This window comes from Leptospira borgpetersenii serovar Javanica (assembly GCF_003046425.1).
Lineage (GTDB): Bacteria > Spirochaetota > Leptospiria > Leptospirales > Leptospiraceae > Leptospira > Leptospira borgpetersenii.
On sequence record NZ_QAJG01000001.1, the window covers coordinates 280,001 to 300,665 of the forward strand.

Here is a 20,665-nt window from a genome sequence, read left to right on the forward strand (position 1 = left end):
AAATAAAGGTCGAATTCGAAAAAATCGCCACGATAGAAAACTCTTGCAAAACGAAACTCCTGAATCGCAAGTTCCATCTCTCCTTTACGTAAAGCCTTAGACCCACCTTTATAGTGTCGTTCAAAAAGTTGAAAGTCGGTCTGAACCAAGTCTTGTCTAAAAAATAAACGATTTTCCGAAAAAGCAAGAGCCTCCGGATTTCCGATAATCTTTCTCAGACGAAAACAAAGAGCGTGTAAACTATTAAGAGCATTTTTATCCACCATCCCCGGCCAAAGAAACTCCAATAATTCCTCTCGATGAATTCCTTTTTCAAAACGAATAAGAAGAATCTTCACAAGTTTCAACATCTTTCTTTTACTGGAAATCTCCGTTTGAGGAATCCGAACTCCTCCTCTTTCAAATTCCAAATCGCCCAAAGTACGGATAAAAATCCGATCTTTTTTAGGTCCGGAAGAATCAACTTCCGAATCTGCTCCTGGGTGAAATTCCGCTTTCTCATTTTCTTTTTCTATCTTTTCAATTTGTTTTTCAGAAAGGGCAGCGGCAGCAAATTCCCTGGTAGAGATCCGAACTTGTTCTAATCCTTTTTGGATTTTGTTTCCGGATTGATTCAAGGTAAGAACCGAATCTACGGAAAACATAAGAATCAAAAAACTGAAATGAGAAGTATATGGTAACGGTACAAAATCCATAGCGGTAAGAATGTCCAAAAATACGTTTGCACAAAACAAAATGAGTCCTATGGGAAGAAATAAATTGCTCAATAAATTGTGAACGAATTGTAAAATTACCTTAAATGAAATCCAAATGCTCATCAAAATTCCTGAAAGATACAGATAGTGAACCAAAGAAGATTGTTCGGTTTCGTAAACCACAATTCCGAGCAAAGGAAACTTCTTTTGACTTGTAAGTTTGGTATTATACGAATTCGGATCCATCAAGATGACAATGGATAATAACACACTGAGAAGTATGTACAAATAGACAAAGTCTTTACTGAAAATTCTATGATAACTATTTACAAACAGGATCAGGAACATTCCAAATATAGGAAGAACCGTATTCTCCAGCCTCTCCCAGACTAAGGCTTCCTCCGCATTAGCTACGTTGATAGTTTTCGTAAAACATAAAAGATACAATCCATAAGAAATCTGTAAAAAAGCAAAATGTAGGAGGTATATCTGTTTTCTATTTTTATAATACAGAAATAAATTATGCAGAGTCCCATAAGCAAGCACAGTAGTCACTAAGTAACAAGAGGCTTGATAGAATGTTATTCCCATTGATTTTCAAATCCCTTTCGTTATCTTGTAGCCTTTACAGTACATTTGGTGAATAAAAGTAGATAATTTTTTATCAACGAAAATTCTTTGGCACGGCACGAAATTAGAATGCAGCGAAGGAACAAGCTCGGATCGTTTACAGCCGCTCCTATGAATCTAATTCCACCTAACAGATTTTACTCGGAAGTGTTCGCTGTAGAAAGAGCAAGCGTGAAGAATCGTATTACATCACTTTTCACAAAGCATGTTCTTTTTCTCGGCCTTGGATAACGCAATACTTTGGTGAAAACGATGAAAGTTCGGAAGGATAATTCGGATCTCTGTAGGCCTTCGATTTAGGAAAAATCGCAAACGACTTCCTACATAAAACTTTTCTTAAAGAACAGTATCCGAAGATTTGAAATGTTGATACCCGCTTTCGTTGGGATGCATTTTCGATATCGACAGGCAAATCGATTACCTGATTTTTCAGAATTCGATCCACATTCTCGATTATCCCATTTTCACTCTAACTTTGAAAAAAAGATATTTAGGTTTCTTATCTCAGGCTATTAAATGCAAAAAATAACAAAACCCACCACTGAACTCTTAAATATATCGATCGGTATGTGATCTAAGAGCCGGTCTCAAAACCTTAGGAATGTAGGAGCTATTACAATTTTAAACGACGAGAGAAAACCGCCAATGCGACGGTTTCTGCGGAAACTCTCACGTTTTTTAAAAACTTGCCGGATCGTCTAGAGATATTTTTCTTCAGGTTTTGAGACCGGCTCTAAGGTGATTGAACCACATTCTGCTCTTGAAAAATCCACTCCTTTCTAATTTCAAATCGGTTTTTGTATACAAGGACACGTTTTTTCTAGTTGAGAGAATCAGAAAATTCTTATGTTCAAAAAGCATTTTTTCGTTCCTTCTCTCTTGTCGAAAAAAGAGTTTAGAGGTTGTCCCAAAACTCCGGTAGGAATATCATAGCGAATTTTTTACAAAAATCTAGAAGTTCCCACATTCAGAAGACTATGACAGTGTCGCGGCAATGCCGCTCCTACAGAAGACAGTTTTGGGACAAGTTCTTAAACAGTTTTCCTCAAAAAGAGTCCATAAGAGAGACATAAATCTGATTTCAAGATATCAATTGAAAAGTCCAAAACATGATTCGGTTTTTTAGAAAGGATAAATTCGCAAAATGTGAGATTTTCTTGACAATTTTTTGACCATGCTTACCGTAAGCGCGACTGGAATTTTTAGCTGCCTTTTCCCGGGTCAGTTGAGAACTTTTAAACGATAGAGCACCAGGAAAGGTCATTTCTCTTTCGAATCCCGCTGATTGATTGGTCTCGCCCTGCATTCTATTCGGATTTAGAAGCCAGTAATTTTTTGTAAGGACCCTTTCTCATGAACATTTATATAGGCAATCTCGCCTATCAGGCAACCGAAGACGATCTCCGCAAAGCATTCGAATCCTTTGGAGAAGTAACCTCAGTACGCATCATTACTGATAAACTTTCCGGCAAATCCCGGGGACTAGCATTTGTGGAAATGGCGAATAAAGAAGAAGGCAATGCAGCAATTGACGGCTTAAACGGAACCCAAATCCGTGGAAGAGAAATTAAAGTCAACGAAGCTCTTCCTAAAAAACCTTTTCCGGAAAAATCCAGATCCAGATATTGATTTTTTCGAAGGGGGAAAGGCATTTGTTTTTCTCCCTTCGAAACGGCTATATCGTATCGTACTCGGGATAGAATTTTTTCTTTTTAAAATTCGGGCTCTTTTACCGTTTAGGATCATTTCTATTTCCATTGAACGAAGGCTCTTGATTCAAGCTTTGTTATTCGATTTTTTCGAATGACACGATTCCCTTGAACTAAATTAACGTAAGAAAACCGGGGCGACTCTAACCTTTGCAAGCAAAGACTGGGACGAACTCTCAGCTCTGGTCAATAAATTGCGTACAGGAAAGATAATACAACGATCGTCTTTAGTTTCAATTTAGAACGCGCCCCGTAGGAAAGCGTTTTGTTGAGTTTCCCCCGCTCGATCCCTTTCACGTTATGCCGAACTCACATACAATAGAGTTGTTGAAAAATTCCATGATTCGGATTAACAAAACCGCTTCAAACATCCATTTCAACGAAGCAGAAACGGACAAAGAATTAATTTTTCAACAACTCTAATATTCATTTTTCGTAGTTTGGGTTTGTAAGAGTTCCCACGTTTTACTTTTTGCAGAAAAATCGGATATACTATACTGCTCGGGCGCATGAAAATAGTACAGAAAATGAATAAGTGATTTTACAAAGATTCGGAAATTCTCAAAAAATTATATTTAACTCGAAATTGTTGGCTTTTTTGTGGTAGTTCCCACATTTAAAATTTTGAAATGGACTCGAAATAGGATCTTTATGCGTTCGAGTAGTAATCAAATAAATCTCTTACATCGAATTTAGGTTGGTTTCAAATTTGGAACAAGAAAATTGACAATCTGAAAGATATTCAAAAAGGATAAGGAAAAAAATTGTGGACTCAGCAAAAATTCAATCTATCAAAATACTCAATTCACTCAAAGACGGAACCGACGAGCCGGATATTCAAGCTTGTAAGGTCTCAAAGGAAAAAGACTTTTTTATCGTTTTACATGGTGGGCGTTAAGTACCAAAGCAGTGTCTGTTTGGAGAATTTCCTCCGATCAGGTGCAAAAAGTTTCGACCATCCCAATTACAGAAAAAAATATCCGGAATCCCCGTATCCATATTTCTGAAAATCAAGATATTCTAATTTATCATGAAGAAGGTTATTTCAAATTCAAACTTTCTGTAGAAGGGATTTTATCTCTCGAAAACTCTTATCAAGGTGGAAAAGGATGGGCCTTGGCAGTTCTTAAAGAAGATCTTATATTTTATTATTCCAACTATTATGATAATACGGAATATAAGAACAAAAAACAATTCCGTTTGCATAATATTCTATCGCATGAAGAAGATAAGGTTGTAGTGAACGATGGATTTAATAGTACCTGGATTGTGGATGCGGCCGTTCATAACGATTTCGTAATTTTTACCGGAGACGAAGAACTGTTCGTCTTTAACGTTTCGGATTTTAAATCTCCCAGAGGTATATTCAAACAAAAGATTAAAAATTCAAAATGGAAATTCGTTTCCTATGCTCCAAAGATCGTCTGTGAAACTGAATATCACGTGTCTTCGGCTTTTCATTTGTTAAACGAAGTGGGAAAAAAGTTCGAAATATCCAATTCTGTGTTGAAGAATCATTTTGTCAGAGCATTTGACGTGGACGATTCCAACCGAATTTGGGCGATTGTATCTAACAAAAGTTTTGAACAAAGTTTGGTGTGCGTATTTGAGGAAAACGGAGAATTAAAATCAGGTCCGGTTCTTGTATTCCCAGATATAGAAGGTCATCCCAATTTTTCGAATCAAATCATTCATCACGTTTTAGAAATGGTCGTTCAAAAGGATGTTATACTCGTTGTTTTTCATTCGGGTACAATTGCCAGAATCACCTGGTCCTAACGTTTGACAATCGGCTTCTCATAAAGTATATTAGTAGTTCCTAAAATAACAATCCACTAATTCGGATTAACAAAACTGCTTCGATCGATCCTTTTCATGAAATACAAAAACAGATGGAGAATTGATTTTTCAACGATTCCAATTAGTATTTCCTGTATTTGGAAAAATAGAATTTCCTAAGACGCTACATATAATAAAATTGTGGTAGGGCTTGACACAAGATACATAAGAGAAGCGAGGCAGCTTGAGTTCCTACAAAAATGTAGGAACTATTACAATCTTAAACGACAAGAAAAAACGCCAATACGACGGTTTCTGTGGGAGTTCCTACGTTCAGAGGACTGATGACAGTGTCGCGGAATGCCGCTCCCACAGAAGACAGTTTTGAAACGGGCCCTTATGTCTAAAGTAATCACAAAATGATTTATCCAAAACGAAAAAATAGGAAACTGTTCAACAGAATCCGCTTTTATTGCGTTATCTCTACTTATTCTTAGAAACAAAATTCGATCAGAATTCCTTTTTGAATCAACCTAATGATACTCGTTTTCAGAACTCCCAAGCCTATCCCAAAAGTAACCCATAATGTCATTTAACGAAGGTATAGTGCAAAGTAAGAAGTTTTCCAGATAGAAATATAACGAGAATTGAGTTTGACATATTCCACCTCGACAAATAAAATCTTGACTATGTTTGTTAGTACAAACGTTTTTATTTCGTATTCAAAAAATATGATTCTCTTGAAACAAATTCAGAATTCAATTCCGAATAGGATCTATTCTTCTTTTTTGATGAGAATTTTGCGCAATTCTCTTTTAGGAGTTATGTTCCTTATTTTTGTGATACAATGTTCTTACGGAAACAAAAAGATTTCGCCTAATGGGTCTACAAGCGACATCGAAAATTCAGATTCTTACAATAACGAAACCGTGGAACAAGAAGAACAAACCTCAACGACTTCCGATCGGTCGATCAGTACGGAAGCAGGTCCAATCCGAGGTTGTATCCAAGGAAATTGTATTTCCGGAACAGGAACCTATATTTACGATAACGATGACGAATATAAAGGTTCCTTTTTAAACGATCTTAGAAACGGTCCGGGAAGAATGATATACAAGAACGGGGACAGATTCGAAGGAAACTTCAAAGACGACTTAAAAGACGGGAAGGGTACGTATATCTTTAAGAACGGTGCAATTTTGGAAGGGACGTTTCAAATGGGAAAAATGATCGGTCCCGGTAAGGTTCGTTTCCCTGATACGAGTATATACGAAGGGGAGTTTCAAGATGAAAAGAATTCGGCCGAAGGAGTTATGTATTCTTCCTTCGATCATTCCAAAAGGCACTGCAAAATCGAAAACAAAATAGTTCTCTGTGGAGGACCTGTTCTCGAATCCGGAAATATCAAACCTCTGCATTAAATCGAACGATTTACTCGATTGACATTTCCGAAACTATGGGAAGGACTCTTTTAATTCGGTTATTATATTCCTCATCTATAGATTCCGTTTCAGCAAACGAGATATCAACATAATTCTTACGATAAAGAAACGATTTATCAAATCGGTTTCAAAAGGATTTGAAATCCGGTTTCGAATATTTTTTCGGCTCGAACGTTTACTATAACCGGCAAAAGTAAGGTTTTGTGAAACCGAGATCGGGAATTCGCCGCAAAGCAGTTTTAATCTTCGCCCGTAATCCCCTTTTGGTAAAGACGAAGTCTATCTTCGTCCATCCCAACAAGTGTATGAGAAATTTTTAATTCTTTTCCCGACACCTCTCCTCCCACCCTTAACTCCACGACCCTGAACCAAATTTCACGAGGAGGAATATAAAAGGCGTGATTGATACAAAGACATTTGAACTTAAACCCTAAGGAATTTTCCGCAGGCTCCATAGAATGGGGGGCGGCAAAAAAATAAAAATCCTGTTCGGTGGTATTTTTTACAACCAATACGAATCTTTTTTTAGAACCTGGTTTGAGATAAAGTTCGGATCCTTCTATCCTAGAAGAAACCGGAGCCTCCGACAAATCTCTGGCGTTTCCCGTGGCCCAGAGTTCCACAGGTCTCTGAGAAGCTCCTTCGTAGAGTTCCATTTCCAAAGGAAATCTTTTTTTCTCCCAAAGAATCCGAACCTCAATCTGCCGATTTGGATCGGAATAGATCGGTTTCAGATCTTCAGAATTGGAAATTTCTTTCTTACAACCAAGTAGATGTAAAAAAAGAATCAAAATTAGAATTTTATAAATTAACTGTTTCAATTGAAAATAGCCTTAAATTTTAAAATAGAGTTGTCGAAAAATCAATTCTCCATCCGTTTCTGTTTAATGAAAATGATCGATGGAAGCATTTTGTTGATCGGAACTTTTCAACAACTCTAATGTACAATTCCTTTGGAAACTTACTCAAGATTCATTTTTAAGATCCGAAAATCCAACTTACGACTCGGACTTGTATTTTGGACGTAAATGTTTCCATTCAAATTTTTTATCGTTATGAAGTCTTGAAAAATAACTTCCTTTTTATTCGGATCTTGATTTCCCATATTACAATCCCGACCACAACCGTTACAATCCATGTCCTTATCCGTTTCAAAAGAAGATGAATATTTTCGCATATATCCGAACACTCTTAATTTTAAACCTTCCGAAGTAGCTTCCTTTACTTCGTAGTTTCCGATTGCATAAAACTTACTCGTTTTATGAAGTATCTTTCCAGGGATAAAGTCTGTCAAAAGTATGGAACTAGTCGGAAATACTTTTTGTCCAAGGTCGTTTTGATCTCTCGTATTCCCTTCCATAAAAAAAGAACCGTCAGAACGTATGCGGAGGGACCAGTCTGATCCTACTCTTCTTTCTGGATCCAATTCCTCCGTCTCGGCGCTTTCGATCGTTTGAGTATTTTGGTCTTCAAAAGGCGCACGAGAAATTTCCGATCCGATCAGTCCTCGATTTAAAATTTTGTCCAAATTGGAAGCGGTAAATTGAAGATGATTCGATTCTGCAATGCTTTGAGATCTTTTGATTGGATCGATTAGAATCCAATTTTTCTTTTCTCCGAAACGAATTTCGCTGAGCACAATTCCCTTGTACATTTTTCCCGCATAAATATCGGTTACTGTCAGACGAAGATTTTTACCTTCGAACAGTTTCTCCAATTGAATCTCTTGAGGTCCGAGTATGTCCTGAACTTGGATCTTCTGATTATATCCGTTGTCTCCGGTAAGAGTCGCCTCTTTCAACCTCCCGTTCGAATAACAGTGTTGATCCGATCTTTGATATCCGTTCCAAATTTTGATTTTTGTGATTGTTTGCCGCTCGCTGAATTGAAAATCCAAAGTGACACCGACCCCTTTTCCTTTCCTATCGTCGGAAGCCCAAGCATATTCGTAACGAGAATCAAAAAGGTTCATTGCATCATAAGACTGAACGGGGCTTAATGTTTCGGAAGCGATCACCGAACCTTCCACGATTTTAGGAAGTTTTAAAGAGAATTGCTTGTCTTTTTCGTCGTAAAAGCGTATCTGCCCGATACAGAGATCTTTGTTCTTTCTGAAATTGATCGTTACGGATCTCGCAAATACCGCCTTTTCAAAACTCACGACCCCCTTCTTATTGGAAAGGTTCGCTGTAGCACTTAACTCGTCAAAGTTGATATAGACCGTCACCTCATCCGTGAATTCTCCTTTGCAGGAATCCACTTCCATCCTTTTCAATTGGAATCCTTCATCCGGATAAAAATGAAGTTTTACGAATTCGGCACCCTCTTCTGGTTTCCAACCGCCTTCTCCGAGTGCGGCGAACGCGAGCTTATCACTCAAGGAGGTGGATGTGGCCATAGAAACACTCAGTTCTTTTTTACAACTTCCTGAGGCGAAGACTAGAAAAAAAACGTAAGCAAAAAATGGATTTTAAGATTCATGAACGGGATTCTCCCGGGAAAAATTTTACGAGCCTTCACACAAAATTCTACCTCTAAAAATTCAAAGGAGAATTCGGAGTACCAACGAATAAAATCCGGAAATTCTTGACTTCAAATTGCGCAGTGTTTCTTTTGGAATAATAATGATATTAAGACTCATTATCAATAAGCAGAAGAGGCACCCTTGAAACGAAAAGTTACGTTTATTCTGTCTATCATCTTGGCTCTTTGTTGTAAGCCGAATTCACGCCTCGATTTGATTCCCTTCTTTCTGTTAGGAATCGGTGCCAATCAAACCGAGTCTGACCAAAGTTCTTTCCAAATTCTTTTTCCCAAAGAGGGAGAAATCATTACTGTTTACCAATTGGAAGCGACGATCCAAACTGATATATCAGGGGAATTCGAGATCTATGATGAAGAACAAAAACTTTTTTCCGTTCCGATCCATTCCCCCACTTCTCAAACATTCCCTCCTTTCAAACCCAAAAACGGAGAGAATACGATCCAAGTTCGTTTTAAAAAACCGGACGGAACGATTCTTCAAAAAGAAGTAAACTTCTATTTCGGAACCAAACTCAGTGCAGGCGGAGCTCACTCGGGTTTTTTGAAAAATGGAGAAGTTTATACGGTCGGTAGAAACAATTTTGGCCAACTCGGAACCGGCAATTCCACGGGAGATGAGAATAATGACGTAATCGTAAAACTCAATTCGATCAGTAATATTTTTAGCATTCATTTCAATCAAAATAATTCTATGGCGATTGCAAAAAATGGAAGAGTCTATACCTGGGGAAATAACGCGAAAGGACAATTAGGTATCGGAAATAACAACACGAACCCGGCGAATCCTCGAGCAGCGGGAAATAGACAACCCCCTACTTTAGTTCCAGGAATCAACGACGCGGTTATGGGAGCTTACGGCTTCAATCATGCTCTGATCTTGAAATCGGATGGAACCGTTGTCGCTTTCGGTCAAAACAACGTGGGGCAACTGGGAAACGGAGCGAACGATTTGAACGCTGATTCGTTTTCTATGGACCCGGTAGCAGTCGTGGGTCTGAGTGACGTCATTCAAGTAATTGCCGGCTCGGAACATTCAGCAGCGCTTACCGAAAACGGAGAAGTTTATGTCTGGGGCAGAAACCAATACGGGAACCTCGGTAACGGAAGACTTTCAGCCGCCAACGCGATCCAGTCTACCCCCGTAAAAGTCGAGGGACTTTCCGGAATCAAACAGATCGCAAACGGAAGGGATCATATTCTCGCATTGGCGTCTAACGGAAGAATTTATTCCTGGGGACTAAACGCAAGCGGCCAGTTGGGAATCGGAGGGAACGGCTCTCCAAACCCGACGCCCAATCCAACACAAATTTTGAATATTACAAATGCATCATCCGTTTGGGCGGGAGGAACTCAAAGTTTTTCGATCTTAAAAAACGGAGAAGTGAAAGGTTGGGGAGCAAACGGCAACACCGCAAATTTAGCGATTGGAGAAACGAACACCCTAAAAGTCTACGAACCGAACAAAGCGGTGGTCGGGATCGACAATGTCATTCATTTTGGTTGTGGAGCGACTCATAACTTCGCCTTACTCGGAGACGGAGAAATCTACGGCTGGGGCTGGAATTTCAAAGGCTCTCTAGGAAGGCAGGATCTGCAGGCAAATTGGGGCGCCCCGAATCCCGTATCAATTAAACTTCCTTAATATTCAAGATTTAAAATGAGTTTAAATTCTCGTTTTGTTTTACCTACTCGGATCTTTTTCGACTTTTTATCGGGAAAGATCTTTCGGGTCATTTTATTTCTTGTTTTTTTATCGACACAAACCTGCACTCCCAAGGAAAAATTCTGTTCTTCTAAAAATTGCCAAATCGGAGCCGTTCTGATGGCAATCCTTTCGGAATCCACGGATATGGAATGGGGATACGAAGACGGAGAAGAATACCAAGGTGGTAGGGCCATGACGAGTTTCGAGTTCGGAAACATGGCATTCCGGCAATTTGCCCGAAATGCCCCTTTGAGATCTATTTCTGAATATACGGTTGGACAAACCGTATTCGAAGTTCCTTGGATTCCCGGCTTTTCCGCCGCAATTCCGGATAGGGACGGACTCGGTCCTCTCTTCCATACGAACGCATGCTCCGCTTGTCATGCCGCAAACGGAAGAACTCTTGAAGAAGATCAAGAGAACTTAACCTTCAGTCTCGTTCGACTCAGCGTCGGAAACGATTCAAACCGGGAAGAACCCAGCTACGGAGGACAATTCCAGCCTAACTCCGTCCAAGGAGTGGTCAAGGAAGGAGACGCCACTCTCACATATAGGGAATTTGCCGGAGAATTTGAAGACGGCACAAAATATACATTACGTTATCCTTTATTAGAATTTTCAAATTTAGGATATGGTCCTTTTTCAAACGACACAAGAACCTCCGTTCGAGTCCCACCTCAGGTCATAGGACTCGGGCTTTTGGAAACAATTCCCGAAGATACGGTTCTCGCTCTCGCCGATCCGGATGACAGGGACGGAAACGGAATTTCGGGTCGACCGAACTATGTCCGAAATCTAAACGGAATCGGAACGACCCTGGGAAGGTTCGGTTGGAAAGCAAATAACACCGATTTGATGAGACAAAGCTCTGCGGCCTTTTTAGGAGATTTGGGAATCACCTCTCCTATGTTTCGAAACGAGAACTGTACGAACGCCCAGGCCCAGTGTCGGGCTTCCAGAAACGGCGGTTCTCCCGAGATTGCTCAAAACAAAATCACCGCAATCACGAACTACCTGAAACTCATCGCAGTTCCGGCAAGAAGAAAGGCCGATAATGCAAGCGTCCTCTTGGGTAAGAAAATCTTTTTCCAAGCAGGATGCAAAAATTGTCATCTTCCAAAGACTCAAACCGGTCTGAACGAAAACTTCCCCGAGCTATCTTTTCAAACCATCCGACCTTATACAGATCTTTTGTTACACGACATGGGAGACGGACTCGCGGATAATAGACCAGATGAAGAAGCAAACGGAAGAGAATGGAGAACCCCTCCCCTCTGGGGAATCGGTTTATTCGAAGTCGTAAACGGTCATACGAGATATCTTCACGACGGAAGAGCAAGAAATCTAATGGAAGCGATCCTCTGGCACGGAGGAGAAGCAGAGTCGAGCAAAGATTACATTCTCAAATTGAATATTCGGGATCGAACCCATCTCCTTAATTTTTTGAAGTCGCTTTAAAAAATTCGGGCTCGCAACAAAACGTCTCAATATCCTATAGAAGTAATGTAATAGACAACTCAATTCGTGAACTTGGACTTGTCGCACAGTAATGACGATATAGAATTCTTTCATTCAAAACTACATAATAGAGTATCTAGGATTCTATTTCTAAATAGGAACTCGTTTCAAAATTCACGACACCCTATTATGTAGGAAGTGGGAACTAGGGACAGGTTTTTATATCTTCTAAGGAAATTTCTACTTTTTCGGCCAGTTTGGTTCCGTATTCCGGGTCGCAGAGGTAGAAATGTTTGAGATTCGCAACGATTACACTTTTAGGAAGACTACGCATCGTGGAAGCGATCGCAGAAGTGAGCCTTTCTCGTTCCTCCACACTCATGATTCGATACAAATCCCCTGCTTGAGAATAATCGTCGTTTCCTTTGTGGGAATCGTAACGATCTGCATCTCCAGAGATTTTTAAAGGAGGTTCCCCGTACGAAGAATCTTGTACAGGCCCCTCAAAACCGTTCGGTTCATAATTATCGTAGTTTCCATCATATTGAAACTTTGTATTTCCATCCCTATGATAAACGTTCACTAAGTTCTTAGGCCTATTTACTGGAAGTTGTTGATATCGTATCCCTAAACGATATCTCTGAGCATCCGGATATGCAAATAACCTTCCTTGCAACATTTTATCCGGAGAAGCGCCTATTCCCGGAGGCATGTTGGAAGGCGAAAAGGCCGCCTGCTCTACTTCTTCAAAATAATTCTTAGGATTGGCGTTCAATTCCAACACCCCTGCTTCGATCAAAGGATAATCTTTGTGAGACCAGACCTTTGTGAGATCGAACGGATCGAATCGATATGTTTCAGCCTCCTTCTCGGGCATGATCTGTAGACAAAACTTCCACTTAGGAAATTCCTTCCTTTCAATCGCCTCAAACAAATCCCTAGCCGCGTAATCCGGATCAGTTCCGGCTAACGCAGATGCCCTTTCCGAAGTCAGATTTTTGATTCCTTGCATGGTCTTAAAGTGGAATTTTACCCAAAAACGTTGTCCTTGAGAATTCCAAAGCCCAAAAGTGTGACTTCCGTAGCCGTTCATAAAACGATAACCGTCCGGAATTCCCCTATCTCCGAAAAGAATCGTAACTTGGTGCAGTGCTTCGGGAGCCTTTGCCCAATAATCCCACATACGAAACGGATTCTTATAACCCGTAATCGGATCTCTTTTTTGTGAATGGATAAAATCCGGAAATTTCAACGGATCTCTTTCAAAGAATACAGGTGTATTATTTCCCACAAGATCCCAAATCCCTTCGTCCGTATAAAACTTGATCGCAAAACCTCTTGGATCTCTTTCCGTATCCGCAGAACCTTTTTCACCCGCAACTGTTGAAAAACGTAGAAAGAGAGAAGTTTGTTTTCCCACCTTTGAAAAAACGGAGGCTCTAGAATACTTCGTAAGATCGCGCGTGATTGTCAGAGTTCCATAAGCCCCCGCTCCCTTTGCGTGGACGACCCTTTCTGGAATTCTTTCCCGATTGAAGTGGGCAAGTTTTTCAATGAGATGAGTATCCTGAATAAGGACTGGACCTCTGGGTCCAGCCGTGATGGAATGTTGATTTTGTGCGACCGGATGGCCTCCAGCCGTAGTAAGGGTCTTTTTGTTCATCGTTGTTCTCCTTTTGTAATTTGAATGATGTATAAAATCCAAGATTTAAAAAAAGTTAATAATCTCTGAAACCGAGTTGATTCGGATTCACTTAGAAGTTTGCAGACTTCCGTTCGACCAAACATATTAGAAAATTGAAATGCATTTTGTCCCTTAGGATTTCGATAATTTTTATTGGCCCCGGCACTTAAAAGGATTTCCACGATCCTTGTATGTCCTTTAAATGCCGCTCCCATCAATATAGAATTACCTTCAAAATCCGTGGAATTCGGGTCCGCACCTTGGGAGATTAGAAAAAGACTCGCTTCTTCTTGTCCGTTGTAAGCGGCTAACATCAATAATGTGTAACCCTTTCGGTTTTTTTCATCTACGTGCCTCAGCGTCCCGATCTGTGCCTTTAAGGCTTCTATGTCTCCTCGCCTTGCCGAATCAAAACAAGGGTTTTCCGACTTTATACTTTTTTGATATTCGATCCAAGCTTTAGAAGTCACTGCTCTCGTTTCTTTGGGAATTTTTACATCCGAATTGTGTTTTAAATCGGCTTGAAATTCAAAATTCACCCAAAATCCCATTAAATTGAAAAATAAATGTATAATTTTTCAATTTTAATTTATAATTAAATCAAAATTATACATTTTTAAACTAATTTTAAAATTATATCAGTTTGAAAATAGTAAAAAATTAGTTCAAGTCTTTTTTTAGAATAAGTCTAAATTATAGACAAAAATGATCTCTCCTAGAAAATTGTCGCATGAAAGATTCTTACGAAAGAAGCAAAAAGATTCTAGAAGACGCCAGAATCAATGTCACGGTTCAAAGATTACAGATGGCCAACCTACTGCTTTCAAAACCGCAACATCTAACTGCCGACCAAGTGTTTCAATTGATAAACGAACATATTCCAAATGCCTCTCGCGCAACCATATTCAATAATTTGAAACTATTTGCAGAAAAAGGAATCGTGAAGCTTTTGGAACTCAAATCCGGAATTACTTTGTATGATTCGAACGTGAATCATCACCATCATGCGATCGATGAAAAAACCGGGGAAATCTACGACGTAAATCTGGATTCCAAACTTCAGGAAAGAATTCTTTCGGAACTTAAGAAAGACTTCGAGGCAAAAACGGGCAGTTCTTTAGAAGACTGTAGTTTATTGATCACATTGAAAGGGAAGTTTAAAAAAGACAAAAATACTCGAAATTGATCCCTCTTTTCCTGCGTTCTAAACTTACCTGAGAAATAAACCAATGACTGAAGCGTTTCCCATGATGGCTTATACGAACCAATAATGTTCAATTTCTCCTAAACCTGAGATGCTACAGAAATCTCGATAATCCTATCCGTGTTGTTGGAACGAGCGGGTGCATTTTTGTTCAATGACAACCCATAAAATCACGTGAGTTCGGCGTAACAAATGCAAAAGCGATTATTACGACACTGCTGTTCATAGCAACAGCACTTTAGTTTGAAAAATTCCGAAGGAATTGAAATGAACAAACAACGCGCTCCAGCCTTTGCAAGTAAAGGCTGGATTCGCCCAAACTTTCTTACAGCGCGTCCCAAAACCCCAGTTTACTTTGTCAGAAAGATCAAGCTGTAAGGTTTTGCCCCTGTTTTGGGACAAAACCTTATATCGAACTCACGTTAAAATAATATCCAACAACGTTTTGAATAAGAAATAAAATTTCATCTAGAATCAGATCTTTCTATTCCCCTAAATCAACACGGAAAATAGAAAAGTTCTCTATCCTTTTCCAATTTATGTCCTCAAAATCGTTATGGAATTTTGAAAATTCTCCGATCTTAAAAACGGATCAGGAGAAAAAATATGCTCAGAGGAATGTATACAGGCGCAAACGGGATGATCATCCAGCAAACTCGGATGGATGTGATTTCCAACAATCTTGCAAATGTGGATAAGACCGCGTTTAAAAGAGACACCACCATTTTTAAAACATTCCCCGAACTCCTTCTCCATCGTTTCGACGAAGACGGAGTCGGTAAAGTGCCGATGGGTTCTTTCGATACGGCACCCGTTGTCGGCAAACTCGGATTAGGCGGTGAAGTCAACGAAGTCTATACACGTTTTGAACAAGGCGCGGTTAAAAAAACCGAAAATCCGTTTGATATCATGCTGCAAGACAAACCCGGTAACGAACACCCGGCATTTTTTTCCGTTATGACAAACAGAGGTGAACGTCTATCCAGAAGCGGCGCTTTCGTTATGGACACGAACGGCTATCTTGTCACTCCGCAAGGATTTCCTCTGATGGGCGAGAACGGGCCGATCCGTGTTGCCAGAGGAAATTTTTTGATTAAGGAAAACGGCGAAGTTTGGATCAACGGTGAAATCGGAAACGATCCCGTCAACGGAACTTCACTCGATAAGAACCGCTTTGAAACTCCGGTTCTTTTGGATAAACTTAAAATTAGGACCGTGGAAAATCCACGCCACCTGGATAAAGAAGGCGATTCCTTTTATGCAGATACCCCCGAGTCCGGAGAACCGGTTCCCTTTGATCTAAAGGACGAGCCCTCCATTCTACAAGGTTATCTTGAAGCGTCTAACGTTAGCGTCGTTACAGAAATGGTAGAGATGATCGAAGTCAACCGCTCTTACGAAGCGAACCAAAAGACTGTTCAAACCCAAGACAGCTTGTTGGGAAAATTGATAAACGAAGTATTGAGATAATTATCCCTTCGCGCCAATCCCAACCGCTGGCCTTGACAGGCCCTCGGTTGGCGCTCGAAAAGATCCCCACCTCATCCCTCCTTGAACACCATCCTTCCCCACTCCATCACGTACATCCACACTACGACACTCACCCACATACTCTCGATATACTTCTTCCCGAATCACATCCAAACCAAAGACTGTTGTATTCCCCAGAAAGGAAAACTCATTCAAGTAACGAGTAGAGTTCTCAGGACGGATGTAACAGTAAGAAGCAAAGGCTGACTTGAGGAGTCTGTGATTTCCTTCCGCTACTTGGTTGTGGACTCCATTCTTACTCCATCTGTTTCTTGCCCAACGGTAACGAGCGTCCTTGGAGTGTGCGCTGTGATTGACGGAACGATGGTTCTTGTAAATACCCCAAAGCCAGGGATAACCTTGATCTGTAAAGACTGGAGTTTGTAAAGGTAGATGATCTTTAATGATGGGTCCGAGAGTATTCGCTTTCTGATTTGGAACTGAATGAAAGAATACCGGACCTTTCTTGATAGCGATCGTATGAACTAAGGTTCCAACTTGTTTTCCACCCAATTTATCGGAGAGATAGATGGAGGCTGTGGCTCCACCATGACGATAACGTTTCCGTCCCTGATTGGCTCTTTCGCTTGCAGAATACAATACTGCGGTGTCTGCACAGACATAAGGTTTGTTCTCCATCTTCTTCGTTACGTCCGCTTCCTCATCTGCTGGTAAAGAGAAGTTCTTGAATTCATGATTTAAGGCGTCAAAGGTAAGTTGTTTGTATTTCGGTAACTGATCGGAAGCGAAACACTGAAACCTCTTCTTCAAGAGTGCTGCGGCTTTGTAGGAGATTCTCAGTCGTTTGCTGAGTTCTGTTGAAGTTACTACTTTCGGGTGTTGGATCAGGCTTTCGTAAAGGACATATCCAAACATCCACATCGGAAGTTTGAAGTGATGCAAGGGTGTGTAACTTAATCTCGAAGTCAGGTAACGACAGTCGTCACAGCGGATCAATTCAGGACGAGTCGAGATTTCCTTCGTCAGTAGTTTGTCTTCACAATTAGGGCAGTATTTTGGGTAGAAGTCGTTCAGGATCTTCTTCGTTACATTTGTAAAGAAAGGGAGATTCAGAGCGGGATTGTTGCGTTTGTCTTTAAGCTGTGCTGATGTTAGTGGTTTAGAATGTGATGGGGATTTGGAAGGTGACTTCGTGGATGTTGAGGAAGGGAAAGCATTTGTCCTACTTAAATTCAGATCTTGAGAAATCTTCAATTCAGTATGACTCTCACTTTGTGTTTCAGGAACCATTGGAAATAACTTGTTTCCATTTCGACTGTCTTTTCACTGATGAGATAGATAATTATTATCCCTTCCTTCCGATCCCAACCCTGGACCCGATAGTCTCTTCTTGGGGATCGGAACCAGTTAAAATACGCTCCCAAATAGATCCCAATTGAGATTGGTTGAAAACGGACATTCTGAATTTTACGAAACTGCACGTTACTGCTTTGAAAGGATCTACGCAAAAAATCTGCTATTTTTGCACAGAGATGTTACATTTTTTGACAGAAGCCCAAAATAACAGATCTAAATCCGTTATTTTGGTTAAAATTTTTCATTTTGAGAAACGTTTAACCAATCTTTCCTTAGGATATTATTATGGTTTCAAAAAATGGAATATGGGCCCGGGTTTTGTCTACAGGCGTTCCGGTATTACTCGGTCTCGGCACGGCGGATTGATTCTCTCTTGGCCGTGGACGGCTTGACCCGGAATGCAATCAACACGAGATACGAGGCTTTAGCCGGAACAAACACTGCCTTGGGCGACTCTCCGGTTGATGTCGCTTTAAATTCGGCCAACCTTTCCTTGACAAAAGGGAAAAAAATCGAATTCGGTTTGGGTAATTCTACGATCTTCAATCGGTACTAGGATCAGTTTCTGGATTCCAATCCGGATTACGTTTACGCCAACGATAAAAAGAGCAAGGTCAACGCCCCGCTCCTTACATCGCTCTCAAACTTCCGGTCACCGAATCCATTGATTACGATGTCGCTCTTTATATTCCCGGCGGTGCGATCGGGGGTGCGGATCAAATCACTCGAAACACTCCGAACGGCCAGTCCTTCAATCAATGGGCGGGAATCAACATTCCAGGTCCGATCGGCGATTTCAAACAAATCAAAGAAACTAATTCCAATCAGTTTGCAGTCGTAAAGCTCGTGAACGGAATCTCGGTTCGTTTCGGTAATCTTTCCTTGGGTGCGAGCATCGAAGCTATATACGGAACTCAAAAGCTCAATCAGAAATATTGCGATATCACGGGCTCTTTAGAAACTCCCAGGCAAGGATACTATCACGAAAGCAGTAAAAAAGCATTTTCCATCGGTGGTGTCGTGGGCGCGAACCATACAGTTACCGATCGTTTTAGAATCGGCTATTCATATCAGGCCCATTCTTCCATTCCTCTCAACGGAAGTTATCAAATCGGTTTGAACGACCCCTACTATTACAGAAAATCCGACGTTTCCCATAACTTCGATCTTCCTGAAAAACATTCATTATGTTTTTCTTATGTTCCTGAAAATTTCAAAATAGCGGTGGATCTGATCCATACGAATTACGGCTCTTATCTTCGGAAAGCGAATCAGAAATTCGAAGAACCTTGCTGCCTACTCCTCTCGGAAATATCGCAGACGCGGACGTTGTTTTCGATCGGATCATTAGAAATATCTAAAATATTTGCAAAACTCAGTTTTTAAAATTTAGTCTATGGATTTCGATCCTGAAAAATTTCGAGTTTTATTATCCGTAAAAAACCTCCCCCAAGCAAGCAACCGAAATTAAAAGGGGACTTTAAGTCCCCTTTTACTAATCTCTAAAAAATTGAATACCGTTAATTTTCAACACAAAACACTTTTTCGTGCAAAGAATTCAGGAATTCACGCTCCTTTATTTTTCAAAAGCAGTAAAGTCATATCGTCGCTCTGGACCTTTTCAAAATCGGCTACCTTTGAAAAAATTTCAGTTCCGAGTTGTCTAAGCGGGAGTTTCGCGTTTGACTCAAGCAATTTGATCAATCTTTCTTCTCCGAACAGCTCATCGGATTGATTGCGAGCTTCCGTGATTCCGTCAGTGTACAAAAGTACAATATCTCCAGCGGACATAGGAACTCTATGGTCTTCCAGAACGTCTCCTAAGTTGTCGACAATCCCAAGCCAAGAACCGGTCGTGGGAATCATTTCAACTTTCTTTTCTTGGGCGCGATAGATCATCAGATCCATGTGTTTACCGGACACCACTAAATAATTGTCTTCCAGTCGAAAGAGCATCATCGTCATATAACGATCCGTCCCCAAACGCGCGATATTCTCCTTAATAACTCGATTGGCCTCATTCAATACTTCGGAAGGATTGAGCATTTTCTTTTGTTGAACGATCGCTTGGATCGCGGTTTGAGCCATCATCATGATCAATCCGGATTCCACTCCGTGACCGGAAACATCTCCGATTCCCACCCACTTTTCTCCGTTAGACGCGTCGATGATGTCGTAATAATCTCCCCCCACCGAATCTGTGGGAACCATAAGAGCTGCCACCTCGTAACGCCCTATGCTCGTCTTACGTGGAAGAAGAGCCGTTTGTATCATTTTGGCTAACTGCATTTCACCCCAGAGAGCATCTCTGGCTCGAAGCACTTCCGCGCGAGAATTGTCCAAATTTTGATTGGCCCCCACGAGTTCGGCTCTCAAAAGATATTCAGATCGAACGAGTTTGAATCTCACCCAAGAGATCGCGGCGGTGATGATGATGGTGGATCCAAGAAAGAAAAGGTTGTTTACGATGATTCTCGGATCGAAGGGTTGATCCTCTACAATATTAAATCCGAGGTAAATGGACAACACAAGAAATCCGTTGACCACGGAATGGATCGGACGCCAGGAAAGCAAAATGTTCACAGCCATAAGCACGAGCATCAGACCTGCATAGTAACTCGAATTGAACCCTCCCAAGTCCACAGTCATTAAAACGATCATCAGACTGATCATAGAAGAAATGATATATCCGTGCATAGGATAGGAACGATTGGGGGGTGTAAAACGGATCAGAAGGTATTCGATGATGACAAGGACAGTCGTCGCACCTCTGTAAATTGCGAATCGAAGATGCAAATGCGGAGGTTGTGTATAATAATCCAAAAGCAGAAAGAACGGAATGAGAATCATACAAAGCAGCGTAAGTACCTGCATCCATTCGCGGACGATGCCCTGAAGGTATATTTCAAAATCATCATTTACCTTCGGATCCATAATTATTTTGTCTTTGAGTGTGAACTGCATACTT

15 protein-coding genes and 2 pseudogenes (1 of these 17 only partly in view) are annotated in these 20,665 nt (G+C 40.6%); 9 read left to right on the top strand and 8 right to left on the bottom strand.

The annotated features are described in order from the left end of the window. A protein-coding gene (locus CLV95_RS01335; RefSeq protein ID WP_002736949.1) for a BTAD domain-containing putative transcriptional regulator crosses the window boundary here: on the bottom strand, positions 1 to 1,286 show its 5' portion. 322 nt of this gene lie to the left of the window's left edge; 1,286 of the gene's 1,608 nt are visible here — the first part of the coding sequence; the start codon lies at positions 1,284 to 1,286; the stop codon falls past the left edge of the window. 1,120 nt (positions 1,287 to 2,406) lie between these two features. Continuing rightward, positions 2,407 to 2,631 carry a hypothetical protein gene (locus CLV95_RS01340; RefSeq protein ID WP_002721580.1) on the bottom strand — a complete coding sequence of 75 codons (225 nt, stop codon included), beginning with the start codon at positions 2,629 to 2,631 and terminating at the stop codon, positions 2,407 to 2,409. A 47-nt stretch (positions 2,632 to 2,678) separates the two neighbouring features. Between CLV95_RS01340 and CLV95_RS01345 the strand changes: the two genes are divergently transcribed. The 3 genes and pseudogenes from CLV95_RS01345 to CLV95_RS01360 all read left to right on the top strand — a co-directional run bounded on the left by CLV95_RS01345 (position 2,679) and on the right by CLV95_RS01360 (position 6,234). Beyond that, positions 2,679 to 2,954, top strand: a complete 276-nt coding sequence (locus tag CLV95_RS01345) for an RNA recognition motif domain-containing protein (RefSeq protein ID WP_001028883.1) — start codon at positions 2,679 to 2,681, stop codon at positions 2,952 to 2,954. An 846-nt stretch (positions 2,955 to 3,800) separates the two neighbouring features. After that, a pseudogene (locus CLV95_RS01355) lies at positions 3,801 to 4,813 on the top strand (hypothetical protein). Between the two features lie 689 nt (positions 4,814 to 5,502). After that, positions 5,503 to 6,234, top strand: coding sequence for an MORN repeat-containing protein (locus CLV95_RS01360; RefSeq protein WP_002730663.1), 732 nt, complete (start codon positions 5,503 to 5,505; stop codon positions 6,232 to 6,234). 260 nt (positions 6,235 to 6,494) lie between these two features. Here the strand turns inward: CLV95_RS01360 and lsa20 are convergent, their stop codons facing one another. Together lsa20 and CLV95_RS01370 are read right to left on the bottom strand one after the other, a co-directional pair. Next, positions 6,495 to 7,076 carry an LIC11469 family lipoprotein adhesin Lsa20 gene (gene lsa20, locus CLV95_RS01365; RefSeq protein ID WP_002721548.1) on the bottom strand — a complete coding sequence of 194 codons (582 nt, stop codon included), beginning with the start codon at positions 7,074 to 7,076 and terminating at the stop codon, positions 6,495 to 6,497. A 140-nt stretch (positions 7,077 to 7,216) separates the two neighbouring features. After that, positions 7,217 to 8,736, bottom strand: a pseudogene (locus CLV95_RS01370) (NADase-type glycan-binding domain-containing protein). Positions 8,737 to 8,920: 184 nt separating this feature from the next. Here CLV95_RS01370 and CLV95_RS01375 point away from each other — a divergent pair. Further along, a complete protein-coding gene (locus CLV95_RS01375; protein WP_002736822.1) occupies positions 8,921 to 10,441 on the top strand; it encodes an RCC1 domain-containing protein in 1,521 nt (506 codons plus the stop codon). Positions 10,442 to 10,456: 15 nt separating this feature from the next. Then, positions 10,457 to 11,962, top strand: a complete 1,506-nt coding sequence (locus tag CLV95_RS01380) for a di-heme oxidoreductase family protein (protein WP_002731842.1) — start codon at positions 10,457 to 10,459, stop codon at positions 11,960 to 11,962. Positions 11,963 to 12,167: 205 nt separating this feature from the next. Here the strand turns inward: CLV95_RS01380 and CLV95_RS01385 are convergent, their stop codons facing one another. Both CLV95_RS01385 and CLV95_RS01390 read right to left on the bottom strand, forming a co-directional pair. Beyond that, entirely contained in the window at positions 12,168 to 13,625 is a 1,458-nt protein-coding gene (locus CLV95_RS01385; RefSeq protein WP_002731910.1) for a catalase, read from the bottom strand. Next, positions 13,622 to 14,197 carry an ankyrin repeat domain-containing protein gene (locus tag CLV95_RS01390; RefSeq protein ID WP_002721623.1) on the bottom strand — a complete coding sequence of 192 codons (576 nt, stop codon included), beginning with the start codon at positions 14,195 to 14,197 and terminating at the stop codon, positions 13,622 to 13,624. Before CLV95_RS01390 ends, CLV95_RS01385 begins: the two co-directional genes overlap by 4 nt. Before the next feature lie 179 nt (positions 14,198 to 14,376). Between CLV95_RS01390 and perRA the strand changes: the two genes are divergently transcribed. Then, on the top strand, positions 14,377 to 14,832 hold the full coding sequence (gene perRA, locus CLV95_RS01395) for a peroxide-responsive transcriptional repressor PerRA (RefSeq protein WP_002721654.1): 456 nt from the start codon (positions 14,377 to 14,379) through the stop codon (positions 14,830 to 14,832). A 624-nt stretch (positions 14,833 to 15,456) separates the two neighbouring features. Further along, complete coding sequence (locus CLV95_RS01400) at positions 15,457 to 16,320, top strand: flagellar hook-basal body protein (protein WP_002721546.1); 864 nt, start codon at positions 15,457 to 15,459, stop codon at positions 16,318 to 16,320. Here the strand turns inward: CLV95_RS01400 and CLV95_RS01405 are convergent, their stop codons facing one another. Next, positions 16,321 to 17,631 (bottom strand): transposase, encoded by a 1,311-nt coding sequence (locus CLV95_RS01405; protein ID WP_002721545.1) that lies wholly within the window; start codon positions 17,629 to 17,631, stop codon positions 16,321 to 16,323. 439 nt (positions 17,632 to 18,070) lie between these two features. Between CLV95_RS01405 and CLV95_RS18565 the strand changes: the two genes are divergently transcribed. Next, a complete protein-coding gene (locus CLV95_RS18565) occupies positions 18,071 to 18,253 on the top strand; it encodes a hypothetical protein (protein ID WP_002721569.1) in 183 nt (60 codons plus the stop codon). A 290-nt stretch (positions 18,254 to 18,543) separates the two neighbouring features. Beyond that, positions 18,544 to 19,083, top strand: coding sequence for an outer membrane protein transport protein (locus CLV95_RS19165; RefSeq protein WP_002721543.1), 540 nt, complete (start codon positions 18,544 to 18,546; stop codon positions 19,081 to 19,083). 180 nt (positions 19,084 to 19,263) lie between these two features. Here the strand turns inward: CLV95_RS19165 and CLV95_RS01420 are convergent, their stop codons facing one another. Further along, entirely contained in the window at positions 19,264 to 20,661 is a 1,398-nt protein-coding gene (locus CLV95_RS01420; protein ID WP_016749660.1) for a PP2C family protein-serine/threonine phosphatase, read from the bottom strand. Between the last annotated feature and the right edge of the window lie 4 nt (positions 20,662 to 20,665).